The organism is Amycolatopsis orientalis DSM 43388 (assembly GCF_000411975.1).
GTDB lineage: Bacteria > Actinomycetota > Actinomycetes > Mycobacteriales > Pseudonocardiaceae > Amycolatopsis > Amycolatopsis orientalis_D.
This window is the reverse complement of the sequence record NZ_ASXG01000109.1, coordinates 112,097-124,501: the sequence shown is the minus strand read 5'-3', so window position 1 is coordinate 124,501 and position 12,405 is coordinate 112,097. Positions and strand designations below refer to the sequence as shown.

Sequence of the window (12,405 nt, the reverse complement as noted above, 5' to 3'; positions counted from 1 at the left end):
GATCAGTTCACACATCCGCTGGCGGTCGTCAGCTTCGGCTGCGCCGGAGACCCCGCCGGAGGCGCCGGTGTGGTGGTCGCCGCGATCGGCCGCACCACTCCCCCGCTCGACGCCGGGCGGACAGCGCCCGCGTCCGGCGTTCCTCCTGCGGCCGACACGTCCGGCGAGCTGATCTGCGTCCGCACGAATTCCTTCACCTGCGCCGGATCCACCTTCACCGCGTCCCCGTCGGACGGGGTGGCCAGCGACAGGCTCTGCACCGGGATCGTGCCGAACGCGATCGCGCCCGAGCTGAGGCCGTGCAGCTGCTGGGCGAAACTCAGCAGATTCCAGCCCTGGTCGAGGGTGACCGAGCTTTCCAGAGCATCCACCAGGGACGAAAGCCGCGCCGGATCGGTGAGGGTGCCGGAGCCGAGGACGGTTTTCGCCGTCGCCGACAGGAATGCCTGCTGCCGTGCGATCCGGTCCAGGTCGCCGTTGGGCAGGCCGTGCCGCTGCCGGACGAAGGCGAGCGCCTGGGCGCCCGAGACGGTCTGCGGCCCGGCGGGGAAATTCGCGCCGGAGAAGGAATCGTGCACGGGTGCTTTCAGGCACACTTGCACGCCGCCGACCGCCTCGCTCAGCGCGGCGAACCCGGCGAGATTCACCGCGGCGTAGTGGTTGATGGTGAGGCCGGTGAGCTCCTGCACCGCGGCGATCGCCGATTTCGCCCCGGCGGCGTCGGCGGCCACTTCCAGCTCCGGGCCGCTCATGCCTTGCTGGGCGAGCTTTCCCCGCTGGTCGGCCCGCGCCCGGCTGTACGCCGAATTGATCTTGTGCTTGCCGTAGCCCGGAATGTCCACATAGGAATCGCGCGGGATCGAGATCGCGGTGGCGGCCGCCCCGCCTGCCGGGACGTGCACCACGATCATCGTGTCGGTGGTGTTGCCGCCGTCGTCTCCCCCGCCCGCGTGCAGCGCGTCGAGCACGTCCTGCGGCAGCGGCGTCCCGTCCGGTTTGGTGCGCGAATCGAGCCCCACCAGCAAGATGTTCTGCGCGACGGCGAGCGGTTCCCCGGCCGCGGCGTCCGGAACCCGCGCCGAGGGCGCGATGACGTCGGCGGTGACCAGGCCGGCGTCCAGCCGGTGCAGTTGCGACCACGCGAACCCGGTGGCGCCCAGCACCAGGGCGGACACCGCTCCCAGCACCGCACGGGCGCCGATCCGGCGGCCCCGGGACGTGATCAGCACGGCCGGTTCCTCGCTTCCCCGGGGGACGGATTTCGCCCCCCTCGTTCGAGGATCACCGCGTTAGCTGGGAATAGCCTGAGAAACCTGTCGCGAAGATGTGATGCTGCCCGTTCGGCCGAACGCGCGGCGACAGCCGGTGCCCCTGCGGGCACAGGGAGTTCAGCGCGGCATCCGCCGCCACACCGCGCGCGGCACGAACCGCATCGCCGCGAACACCAAGCGCAACACGCCCGGCACCCACACCGCTTCGCGGCGGCGGCGCAACGCGGCCACGGTCGCGTCGGCCACCTGATCGGCGGTGCTGGAGAACGGCGCGGGCGACATTCCTTCGGTCATCCGGCCGATCACGAAGCCCGGACGCACGAGCAGCAGGTGCACGCCGGTGCCGTGCAGCGCGTCGGACAGCCCGGAAGCGAACCCGTCGAGGCCCGCTTTCGCCGAGCCGTACACGTAATTCGCCCGCCGCACGCGAATCCCGGCGACCGAGGAGAAGACGATCAGGTTTCCGGAACCCTGGGTGCGCAACAGTTCCGCCGTGTGAGTGAGCACCGACACCTGGGCGACGTAATCGGTGTGCACGATCGCGATGGCGTGCGCCGCGTCGGTCTCCGCACGGGCCTGGTCGCCGAGGATGCCGAACGCCAGCACGACAGTCTCGAGCGGCCCGTGCTCCCGGAGAACGCGTTCGAGCAGCGGCCGGTGCGCGGAGAGGTCGTCGGCGTCGAAGTCCTCGGTAGCCACCGTCTCCGCGCCCGCTTCGCGCAGAGCGGCGATCTGCTCGCTGAGGTCCGCGCCCGGCCGCGCGGCGAGGACGAACCGCCGTGCGCCGCCGCGCGCCAGCCGGACGGCCACCGCCGCCCCGATTTCACTGCGTCCGCCGAGTACCAGCACCGTTCCGCTCACGCTGGGTGAGTCTGCCAGCCCGTTCCCCGCGCGGTCCGAGTGCCCTGGTTCACAAACTGCAACTTTGCAGACTCTGCAAGATCTTCGCTACGCTGGTCCCGTGCCCCCTCCCGGCTTGCGCGAGCGCAAGAAGCTCGAAACCCACCGCACCATCGCCCTCGCCGCGCTCCGGCTGATCGACGAGCGTGGTCTGGACCAGGTCACGGTCGACGACATCGCCGCGGAGGCGGGCGTGTCCGCGCGCACGTTCTTCAACTACTTCGCGGTCAAAGAGGACGCGGTGCTGCTCGCGTACGCCGACCACGCGGAACGGGCCGAGCGGACGATCGCCCGGTTCCTCGCGCAGCCGGACGGCGTCGACGCCTTCCCCGCGTTCATCGCGACCGTCCGGGAAGACCTCGCCGACATCGAACGCGACCGCGACGAGTGGCTGACCCGGCTGCGCATCATCCACGGCGATCCGTCGCTGCTCGTCCGCGCGACGACGCTCAACTCCGGCTCGCGCGATCCGATGATCGCGGCCATCGCGCGGCGGTCCGGCACCGACGCGGAGAAGGACCTGTTCCCGTCGCTGCTGCTGGCGGTGGCGGGCGGAGTGCTCACCACCACGCTCACCCGCTGGGCCGACCAGAACGGGGCCCGGCCGCTGCTCGAGATTTTCGACGAGGCCGCCGCCGCTGCCGCCGCCGGCCTGCCCGACCCTCGCTGATCCCCCGACCTTCCCGAGTCCGGAAAGGACTGTCATGTCCCTGTCCGCCGCGGAATCGTCCGCGCCTTCCCCGGCGATGAGCCACCGGCACGTGCTGCAGGCGATGTCCGGCCTGATGATGGGCATTTTCGTCGCCATCCTCGCGTCCACTGTGGTCGCGAACGCCCTGCCGCGGATCGTGTCCGAACTGGGCGGCAGCCAGTCGTCCTACACCTGGGTCGTCACCACCGAACTGCTCGCGATGACCGCGACCGTCCCGCTCTGGGGCAAGCTTTCCGACCTGTACAACAAGAAACTGCTGATCCAGCTCTCGCTCGGGCTGTTCGTGGTCGGCTCGCTGGTGGCCGGGCTCGCGCAGAACATCGACGTGCTGATCCTGAGCCGGATCGCGCAGGGCGTCGGCGGCGGCGGGCTCACCGCGCTCGCCCAGGTGATCATGGCGGCCATCGTTTCGCCGCGCGAACTGGGCAAGTTCTCCGGCGTCTTCGGCGCGGTCTTCGCCGTCGGCACGGTGGCCGGTCCGCTGATCGGCGGCGTGCTCGTGGACACCTCGTGGCTGGGCTGGCGCTGGTGCTTCTTCCTCGGCGTGCCGTTCGCGCTCGCCGCGATCCTGTTGCTGCAGCGCACTTTGGCCCTGCCGACCCTGCGCCGCGAGGTGCACGTCGACTACCTCGGCGCGTTCCTGATCATGCTCGGCGTTTCGACGCTGCTCGTGTGGTCGTCGCTGGCCGGCTCGACTTTCGCCTGGGGTTCCTGGCAGACCGCGGTGCTCGTGCCCGCCGGCGTGCTCGTGCTGGTGCTGGCGGTGTGGGTCGAAGCGAAGGTGCGCGAGCCGGTTGTGCCGCTGAGGCTGTTCCGCAACCGCACGGTCACGCTCGCCACCGTCGCGAGCTTCCTGGTCGGCGTCGCGATGTTCGGCGGCACCGTGTTCCTGTCGCAGTATTTCCAGCTGGCGCTCGGCAAATCGCCGACGGTGGCCGGATTGATGAGCCTGCCGATGATCTTCGGGCTGCTCGTTTCGTCCACCGTGTCCGGCCAGCTGATCAGCCGCACCGGCCGGTGGAAGCCGTTCCTGCTGCTCGGCGCGGTGCTGATGGCGGCGGGGCTCGGCCTGCTCGGGCTGATCGACGCGCACACGTCGCTGCTGGAGCTGAGCCTGTTCATGCTGGTGCTCGGCGTCGGCGTGGGCATGCTCAACCAGAACCTGGTGCTCGTGACGCAGAACGACGTGCCCGCCGCCGACCTCGGCGCGGCGACCTCGACGCTGTCCTTCTTCCGCAGCCTCGGCGGGTCGATCGGCGTGAGCGCGCTCGGCGCGGTGCTGGCCAGCCGGGTCGGGACCCTCATCGCCGAGGGGCTCGGGCCGGCCGCGGCGAGCGGGTCCGGCGGCGGCGCGAAGGTGCCGGACCTGGCGCAGCTGCCCGCGCCGGTCGTGGCGGTGATCCGGGACGCGTACGGGGTCGCGACCAGCGATCTGTTCCTGATCAGCGCGCCGATCGCGCTGCTCGTGGTGGTCGCGGTCGCGTTCCTGAAGCACTTGCCGCTGAAGACGAAGAGCGGGCTGGAGCGGCTCGCGGACGAGGCCGCCTGAGCTACCGTTGCCCGGGTGACGAGCGACGAGGAGTTCGGCGCCCTGCTGGAACGGCACCGGCGCGAGATCCGCGTGCACTGCTACCGGATGAGCGGCTCGTTCGAGGAGGCCGAGGACCTCACGCAGGAGGCCTTTCTACGGGCCTGGAAGGGCCGCCAGGGCTTCGCCGGGCGGGCGAGCGTGCGGACGTGGCTGTACCGGATCGCCACGAACGTCTGCCTCGACGCGCTCGCCCGCCGGCCGCGGCGGGCGCTGCCGGACGAACTGGGTCCGGCGGCCGACCCGGGCGGCGAGATCTCCGCGCTCGACGCGCCGTGGCTCGGGCCGTTCCCCGATCTGCTGCTCGACCCCGCGGCGCCGGACGACCCCGGCGCCGCGGTCGTCGAACGGGAAACCATCGAACTGGCGTTCCTCGCCACCATCCAGTTGCTCCCGCCGCGGCAGCGGGCCGCGCTGATCCTGCGCGACGTGCTCGATTGGTCCGCAAAGGACACTGCCGCGCTGCTGGACACTTCGGTGGCCTCGGCCAACAGCGCGCTGCAGCGGGGCCGGGAGACGTTGCGCGCCCGCCTCCCCGCCCGGCGCGCCGAGTGGTCCGCGCCGGCCGCTACGACCGCGGAAGAGACGGCGCTGCTACGGAAATTCATCGCTGCCTACGAATCGGCGGACGTGCGGGCGGTGGCCGCCGTGCTGAGCGAGGACGCGCGTGCGGTGATGCCGCCGTACCCGTTGTGGTTCGACAGTCGCGATCGGATTCTCGGCGCGCTCGGGCCGAGTTTCCACCCGGGCTCGCCGTACTACCGGGGCAGTTTCCGGATGGTGCCGGTGCGCGCGAACCGGCAGCCCGCGGTCGCCGGGTATCTGCGCGCGCCCGGCGACGCGGTTTACCGCGCTTTCGGCGTCTGCGTCCTCACCGTCCGAAACGGACTGGTCACGGCGATGGCCGCGTTCGAAAACGCGGCATTGGCCCCGTACGGGCTCCCCGAAACGCTCGGGCAATACGGGGCCGATGATTGCTGAACCGGCTCTTCAGCCACGGCGAAAACGGGCTGCTCGGCGCGAATCGGGTCAGCCTGCTCGCGGCCGGACCATAAAGAACGCCCGGGCGGCGATCGCGGGATGCGATCGCCGCCCGGGCGCAACCACCGAGTTCCGGGCTTCGCGGCCGGTCTTGGTGGGGGAAACTGCTGGCGCCCTCGCCGCCGGGAAATGGTCACCGGCTCGCGGTCAGGCGACTCGATGCCGTGCGGCGGCGGAGCCGGATCGAACCAGCTTCCGGCGCTCCAGCTCGGTAGTTCCCCCGAAGATCCCGTTGCCGAGACCGTTGTCGAGAGCATAGGAAAGGCATTCCGCGCGGACCGGGCATCGCGCGCAGACCGCCTTGGCCTTCGCGACCTGCTGCGCCCCCGGACCCATGTCGGAAATCGGGAAGAACAGTTCCGGGTCCTCGTCCTGGCACGCCGCGCGGGCGAGCCAGCTGGTGGCCGTGAGTTCCATTGGTGCTTTTCACCTCCTTGTCCTCAGTGTCGAACCGTGGTCAACCGAGTTCTCCGCGCGCACGGGCACGCCATGCCTTCGGAGGGTGTTCGGTGGGCTTTTTCGGCCGAAGCGCCCCGGGCCGCGAAGGACCCGGCGGACGACCGGCTTTCCAAGTTACCACCGATCACCGCCCGCGCGGGGAATTTCGATTCAGCTCACATCGCGGACGCGCTTGCCGCCGGGCGTGCTACGGGCCCCGCGCCGGCCGCTCCCCGCCGCCGGGACCCCCGGGTTTTCCTTTTCCGCGCACCATTTCCCCCTTCCGCCGCACCCGCGGGCAAGCCGGCCGTCGAACCCGCGTACCCGCCAGGGCCGAGGTTAACCACATTTCCGTGACCGGATCGTTACATCCCACGGGCGCGTCACCGCACCTGTTCGACAGGCGCCGGATCGGGAGGGGGTGCGCGTGGCGGGGTTCGACGGCTTTTTTCGCGGTGATTTCCCTCGCCTCGTCGCGTTCCTGTGCGCGGGCGGGCTCGGGCCGGGCACCGCGCGGGAGGTCGCGGTGGAGGCGTTCGTCCAGGAAACCGGCGCGTGGCCGCCGCCGGGCGACCCGCGCGCGGCGGTACGGCTGACCGCGACGCGGCTCGCTGCCGAGCAGACGTGGTTCGACGACGGCGTCCCGTCCGCGGATCCGCCGGGCGACCGGCTGGCCGCGGTCGTGGAACGGACCGCGCGCGGGGTCGAGCTGCTTTCGACCTTGCCGGAAACCCAGCGCACGGTGCTGACCTGGTCGCTCGACGGGTTCTCCCCGGCCGCGATCGCGTCCGCGCTCGGCATGGCGGGCACCACAGTCCGCTCGAATCTGCGACACGCGCGAGAACGGCTGAAACACCGGCTGGGCCTGGCCGGATGCGAGGGAGCGCTGATGACCGCACTGCACGAAGCCAACGCCGCGCTGGTCAACGCGCTGCGCTCGGCGCTGGACGTCGAAGAAGCGCTGACCCGGGTGAAAACCGAAGCGACCGCCTTGGCCGCGCCCCGGGTCCCGGCCGGCCGGTTCGGCTTCGACGGCCCGGTGCGCGCCGCGGTCGACGGCGATCCGGACGCGGTGCAGGAACTGCTCGCCGCGGTGCAGCCGCTGATCGTGCGCTACTGCCGGGCCCGCCTCGGCGGCGCGGACGCGTATTCCTCGGCGGACGACGTGGCGCAGGAAGTCTGCCTGGCGCTGCTGAACGCGCTGCCGGGCTATCGGCAACAGGGGCGGCCGTTTCTCGCCTTCGTTTACGGGATCGCGCAGCACAAGGTGGCGGACGCACACCGGGCGCACGCGCGCAACCGCACCGAGACGACGGCCGAACTGCCGGAAGCGGCCGACCCCGCCGACGGGCCCGAGGAGCGGGCTCTGCGCGCTGAACTGAGCCGGTATCTCGCGCGGCTGCTGCGGGTGCTGCCGGAGCGACAGCGGGAAATCGTGTTGCTGCGGGTAGTAGTCGGGCTGTCCGCCGAGGAAGCCGCCGAAGCGGTCAACTCCACTCCGGGCGCGGTCCGGGTGGCGCAACACCGCGCACTCCTGCGACTCCGCTCAGCTCTCGAATGACGCCGCCCCTGACCCGCCCAGCCCTCTTTGGCGGCGACAGCGGGGAATTGCGCTGCTCCGCACTGTAACGGGAGTCCCGCAGCAGCCACCCCGCACGCAGCCCGGGCGGCAGAACACGCCGCGCTCCGCTCACCACTCGAACCTCGCCGCCCCAGCCATCCCTGCCGCGCGACAGCAGGGAGTTGCGCTGCTCCGCACCGTAACCGGAGTCCCGAAGCAGCCATCCACCACGCAGCCGAGCGGTGCCACACCGCGCACTCATGTGACTCCGCTCAGCCCGCGAACGACGCCGCCCCTGGCCCGCCCAGCCCTCTCTGCCGGGCGACAGCAGGGAATTGCGCTGCTCCGCACCGTAACCGGACCCACCGAAGCAGCCACCCACCACGCAGCCCGAGCGGCACAACACCCCGCTCAGCCCTCGGACGAACCGATCCGCGCCACCACGAACTCCGCCAGCGCCGCCACCGGGCCCTCGCCGCCGTCGCGCGACAGCAGGATGAAATCCACCTCGCCCGGGTCCGGGAGGCCGAGTTCGGCGGGCAATTCGACCAGATCGGAAGGCACCAGGCTCCGCGCGTGCACGGTGATCCCGAGTCCGGCGGCGGCCGCCGCGCGCAGGCCGGTCAGGCTGGAGGTCTGGCAGGCCGCGCGCCATTCCAGCCCGGCGCGCTCCAGGGTTTCCACCGCCAGCTGCCGGGTGACCGACGGCATCGGGTACTGCACCAGCGGCACCGGATGGCCGGGCGTGAGTTCCGTCGCCGCCGAGCCGATCCACACCAGCGGTTCGCGGCGCAGCAGCCGTCCCGGGCCGGGCGCGCCCGGGCGGCGTTTGCCGAGCACCAGGTCGAGGCGGCCGTCGGCGATCCGGCGAGCGAGCACATCGGACAGTTCGACGTGGAGTTCGACGTCCACCAGCGGATGGCTTTCCCGCAGCCGCCGCAGGATGTCCGGCAGCTCGCCGAGCGCGAAATCCTCCGACACTCCGAACCGGACCCGGCCGCGCACCTGCGCGCCGCGGAAATGCCGGGCCGCGCGGTCCTCGGTGTCCACAATGGTCTGCGCGAAGCCGAGCATCGCCTGCCCGCGCGCGGTGAGGTCGACCGCGTGCGTGTCCCGCGCGAACAGCAGCCCGCCGGCCTCCGACTCGAGCCGCCGGATGTGCTGGCTGATTGTGGGCTGCCCCACACCCAACCGCCTCGCCGCCGCGGTGAAGCTGCGGGTTTCCGCCACAGCAAGGAAAGAACGGCACAACCGCGGATCCAGCATGCGTCACATCTTATCGGCTTTCCCGATGACAGTCAGTACGGTCATCGGGGTTCCGAATGACCGTCCGCGACGGGAGAATGGCCGGGAAAGGAGTTCCATGACCACCGTGCTCGCCTCGCTCTTCCGCCCCGTCTCGGCCGTGCTCGCCAAGCTGCGGATCGACCCGTTCATCGCCCTGATCCTCGTCACCGTAGGCATCGCTTCGCTGCTGCCGGCGTCCGGCGCGGTCGCGACCGGGTTCGGCGCGGCGACGAAGATCGCGGTCGGGCTGCTGTTCTTCCTTTACGGCGCAAGGCTTTCCAGCCAGGAAGCGGTCGAGGGGATGCGGCACTGGCGGCTGCACGTCACGGTGCTCTGCGCCACTTTCGTGCTGTTCCCGCTGCTGGGGCTCGCCGCGTCGGTCCTGTCCCCCGGGCTGCTGACGTCGCCGCTCTACACCGGCGTGCTGTTCCTCTGCCTGCTGCCGTCGACGGTGCAATCGTCGATCGCGTTCACCTCGATCGCGAAGGGCAACGTCGCGGCCGCGATCTGCAGCGCGTCGCTGTCCAACCTGCTCGGCATCGTGCTGACGCCGCTGCTCGTCGCGCTGGTGCTGTCGACCGACGGTCCGGGCGTGAGCGGCTCGGCGGTGCTGGACATCGTGCTGCAGCTGCTCGTGCCGTTCGTGGCCGGGCAGGTGGCGCGCCGCTGGATCGGCGGATGGGTGCAGCGGCATTCCGCGCCGCTCAAGATCGTCGACCGCGGCTCGATCCTGCTCGTGGTGTACACCGCGTTCAGCGAGGGCATGACCGAGGGCATCTGGCGCCAGCTGGAGATCGGCCCGCTGCTGGCCCTGGTCGCGGTCTGCTGCGTCCTGCTGGCGGCGGTGCTCGGCGCGACGAGCGGCGGCGCGCGGCTGCTCGGCTTCGGGCGCGCGGACCGGATCACGATCATGTTCTGCGGTTCGAAGAAGAGCCTAGCCAGCGGCCTGCCGATGGCGACGGTGCTGTTCGGCCACGCGCAGGTCGGGCTGATCGTGCTCCCGCTGATGCTGTTCCACCAGATCCAGCTGATCGTGTGCGCGGCGATGGCGCGCCGGTACGCCCGGCAGGCGGACGCGCTGGAGCCGGAGGAACTCGCGACGGTCGGCTGACTCGTCGACCGGAGAAGGCGCGGGCGGCGAGCCTGATGGGCGGCCTGACCGTACGCCTAACGGAAAAACCAGTGGAGCCGCGCCCGCGTCCGCGGCTACTGTCGCGCGACCAGTGTCGGCTAGGCAAGGACGTGCCGTTGTACCTCGCGTGAGACATCCCAAGCTCTGATTTCGTCGCGCGGCGCGTTTTCGCGCCGCGCTTCTTCGTGCTGCGGAATTCTCACTGGATCGGGGTACTCCTGTGCGCTGTCACTGGACAGTCCTGCCCGCTTGCCCGCCGCTCGTCCGGCGGCGCTGCCACACGTGCTCGTCCGGGCTTTTCCGGGCCGACGGCAAGTTCCGGGTCAATGCCAACCACAAACTCCTCGACGCCTGGCTCCTCGTGCTCTGCACCGGCTGCGGGGAAACGGCGAAACTCACGGTGTTCGAACGGGCGAGGGTCGCCTCGGTCCGGCCGGACCTGCTGGATCGCTTGCACCACAACGATCCTGGCCTCGCCGCCGAACTCCTCCAGGACCCGGTCCTGCTCCGGCGCAACCGCGTCGCGCTCGACTGGGCCGGCGCGTGGCGGCTCGACACCGGCGGTCCAGACCATCTGGGTCAGGACGCGATCGACGTGTCGGTCGGTTTCGCGGCCCGGATCCCGGTCCGGCCGGTGCGGCTGATCGCCGAGGGCTGCGGTCTCTCCCGGGCCGAGGTGGAGCGACTGCTCGCCGAGGGGAAGCTCGTTTCCGGGTCCCGGTTGGGCGGCAAGCTCTCCGGCGATTTCTCCTTCACGCTCAAGCGCTGAGCGCGGTGCGGGGAACTCTGGGGCAACCAGGGTTCCCCGCACGGGCAGCCGGTGCCGCTGTCTGTCCACAGAGGACCATCACACGTCCGCTCCCGGCCGCTGCTCGCATGAGCGCGAACCGCGAACCCGGGCAAACCGCGGTGCCTGAACGGGCAATCGTCCGTAACCGGGTCCGGCGGGAAGCGTTGCCGCGCCTCGCCGGCCCCGGGCGGGAAGCCGCTTGCCCCGCCGTCCGCGCACTGGTGTTCAGAAGGGAACAACGCGGCGACAACCCGTAGACCGGCGCTTACCGTAAGTCCGCAGTCTCCCCGTGCTCTGTCGTATCGGCCGAACGAAGGGCATCCGCGGCGACGTCGGCGGCCTGGCGTGCCAGTCCGTCATATCCGGAGAACCCGACCAGAGGAGAAAGCATGGCTTCGCAGGACGGCGCCCGCGTCGACACCAACGTCATGCGCAAGGGCGCGCAGACGATCAGCGACACCGGGCAGAACATCACCGGCGTGAACCAGAAGGTCGACGGCACCATGCAGACGCTGTTCGGCACCTGGCAGTCGGACTCGGCGAACGTGTTCAACACCGCCATGGGCCAGTTCGACCAGACGGTCCGCAAGATCGTGCAGAAGCTGGACGAGCTCGCGCAGAACGTGCAGACCTCGGCGAGCGAGTACGACAGCCGGGACTCGGACAACACCTCCACCGCCCGCAACGCGGCCGCGACCATCGGCGGCGGCGGCCTGCAGGGCTTCTGATCCACCTTCCCTTCCCACGAAAGGACCTCTCCCATGGCTTTGGGCCAGTTCCAGATCAGCTTCGCGACCATGCAGGACACCGTCGGGCAGGCGAAGCAGCAGTCCAACCAGATCACCGAGCTGCTTGACCAGATGAAGGCGGTCATCGAGGGCCAGCGCGAAAACTGGACCGGCGTCGCGGCGGACATGTTCCACGAGACCTACGACTACTGCCACCAGGCGGCCCTCACGCTGCCGCAGGCGCTCGACGCGGCCGCGCAGACCCTCGCCAACATCAACGAGGGCACCTCGAACACCGAGGGCAACAACGCCAAGCGGTTCGCCGCGCACTGACGCCGCTTCCGGCGCGACTGACCAGAAAGGAGGGCGAACGACGATGGTGGCTCTCGGCGACACCGATTACGGGATGCACAACGACTCGTCGAACAATCACCAGACCACGTCCGCCGACGGCAAGTTCCACAGCCCGGGCGACCAGACGCCGCCGGACGTGCACAACGAGTGGATCCCGCCGGGCACGGTCGGCACGCCGCCGCCGGTGCCGGGCGGTTCCGAGCATCCGGGCAGGGGCGTCACCGCGGTCAACACCGAGGCGATGCGCACGTTCGCGAAGAACATGCAGGCGCTCGCGGACGGGCCGCTGAAGGATCTGCCGGCGAAACTCGACAGCATCCAGCTCAAGCCCGGCGTGTTCCTGACGGCGCAGGAGAAGATCGCCAAGCCGATCCAGGGCACGAACGCGCTGCGGGACTCCACCCGGACCGCGATCCACGACCTCTGCAAAGCGCTCGACGAGGTGGCGGACGCGGTGAACAAGGCTTCGAAGGCGTACGACAACGCCGACGAGGTCAACAAGATGTCGGCCGACGACTACAACCAGTACTTCAACACCGTCAGCGGTCACATCACCGGCGCCGGTCAGCAAGCCTGACCGCACGGGCGGCGGTCTCTCCGGGT

General features: G+C 70.6%; 13 protein-coding genes and 1 pseudogene. 10 read left to right on the top strand and 4 right to left on the bottom strand.

What is annotated here, in order from left to right; genetic code table 11:
* Nucleotides 1–2: 2 nt before the first annotated feature.
* Together L942_RS21450 and L942_RS21445 are read right to left on the bottom strand one after the other, a co-directional pair.
* Nucleotides 3–1,229 (bottom strand): LCP family protein, encoded by a 1,227-nt coding sequence (locus L942_RS21450; RefSeq protein ID WP_037363195.1) that lies wholly within the window; start codon nt 1,227–1,229, stop codon nt 3–5.
* Nucleotides 1,230–1,388: 159 nt separating this feature from the next.
* Entirely contained in the window at nt 1,389–2,132 is a 744-nt protein-coding gene (locus L942_RS21445; protein ID WP_037363192.1) for an SDR family NAD(P)-dependent oxidoreductase, read from the bottom strand.
* 100 nt (nt 2,133–2,232) lie between these two features.
* Between L942_RS21445 and L942_RS21440 the strand changes: the two genes are divergently transcribed.
* From L942_RS21440 to L942_RS21430, 3 genes are read left to right on the top strand one after another with little or no spacing between them, the layout of a single operon-like run.
* Nucleotides 2,233–2,841, top strand: coding sequence for a TetR/AcrR family transcriptional regulator (locus tag L942_RS21440; protein ID WP_037363189.1), 609 nt, complete (start codon nt 2,233–2,235; stop codon nt 2,839–2,841).
* A 34-nt stretch (nt 2,842–2,875) separates the two neighbouring features.
* Nucleotides 2,876–4,432 (top strand): MDR family MFS transporter, encoded by a 1,557-nt coding sequence (locus L942_RS21435; protein ID WP_037363186.1) that lies wholly within the window; start codon nt 2,876–2,878, stop codon nt 4,430–4,432.
* A gap of 15 nt (nt 4,433–4,447) precedes the next feature.
* A complete protein-coding gene (locus tag L942_RS21430) occupies nt 4,448–5,452 on the top strand; it encodes an RNA polymerase subunit sigma-70 (RefSeq protein WP_037363183.1) in 1,005 nt (334 codons plus the stop codon).
* Nucleotides 5,453–5,659: 207 nt separating this feature from the next.
* Here the strand turns inward: L942_RS21430 and L942_RS21425 are convergent, their stop codons facing one another.
* Nucleotides 5,660–5,929 carry a WhiB family transcriptional regulator gene (locus tag L942_RS21425; RefSeq protein ID WP_009080567.1) on the bottom strand — a complete coding sequence of 90 codons (270 nt, stop codon included), beginning with the start codon at nt 5,927–5,929 and terminating at the stop codon, nt 5,660–5,662.
* Nucleotides 5,930–6,371: 442 nt separating this feature from the next.
* Between L942_RS21425 and L942_RS46025 the strand changes: the two are divergent.
* Nucleotides 6,372–6,788, top strand: a pseudogene (locus tag L942_RS46025) (RNA polymerase sigma factor); the annotation flags it as partial.
* Between the two features lie 51 nt (nt 6,789–6,839).
* Complete coding sequence (shbA, locus tag L942_RS45490) at nt 6,840–7,511, top strand: RNA polymerase sigma factor ShbA (protein ID WP_235079305.1); 672 nt, start codon at nt 6,840–6,842, stop codon at nt 7,509–7,511.
* A gap of 411 nt (nt 7,512–7,922) precedes the next feature.
* Here the strand turns inward: shbA and L942_RS21415 are convergent, their stop codons facing one another.
* Nucleotides 7,923–8,777 carry a LysR substrate-binding domain-containing protein gene (locus L942_RS21415; protein WP_037363180.1) on the bottom strand — a complete coding sequence of 285 codons (855 nt, stop codon included), beginning with the start codon at nt 8,775–8,777 and terminating at the stop codon, nt 7,923–7,925.
* 97 nt (nt 8,778–8,874) lie between these two features.
* Here L942_RS21415 and L942_RS21410 point away from each other — a divergent pair, with 97 nt between their 5' ends.
* The 5 genes from L942_RS21410 (at nt 8,875) to L942_RS21390 (ending at nt 12,379) form a co-directional block, all read left to right on the top strand.
* A complete protein-coding gene (locus L942_RS21410) occupies nt 8,875–9,909 on the top strand; it encodes a bile acid:sodium symporter family protein (protein WP_051166134.1) in 1,035 nt (344 codons plus the stop codon).
* Nucleotides 9,910–10,150: 241 nt separating this feature from the next.
* Nucleotides 10,151–10,699 (top strand): DUF1062 domain-containing protein, encoded by a 549-nt coding sequence (locus L942_RS21405; RefSeq protein WP_106964969.1) that lies wholly within the window; start codon nt 10,151–10,153, stop codon nt 10,697–10,699.
* A 410-nt stretch (nt 10,700–11,109) separates the two neighbouring features.
* Nucleotides 11,110–11,448 (top strand): WXG100 family type VII secretion target, encoded by a 339-nt coding sequence (locus L942_RS21400; RefSeq protein WP_037363177.1) that lies wholly within the window; start codon nt 11,110–11,112, stop codon nt 11,446–11,448.
* Nucleotides 11,449–11,481: 33 nt separating this feature from the next.
* Complete coding sequence (locus L942_RS21395; protein ID WP_037363175.1) at nt 11,482–11,781, top strand: WXG100 family type VII secretion target; 300 nt, start codon at nt 11,482–11,484, stop codon at nt 11,779–11,781.
* A gap of 43 nt (nt 11,782–11,824) precedes the next feature.
* Nucleotides 11,825–12,379: a hypothetical protein gene (locus L942_RS21390; protein WP_037363172.1), complete on the top strand. Its 555-nt coding sequence runs from the start codon at nt 11,825–11,827 to the stop codon at nt 12,377–12,379.
* The last annotated feature ends 26 nt before the right edge of the window (nt 12,380–12,405 follow it).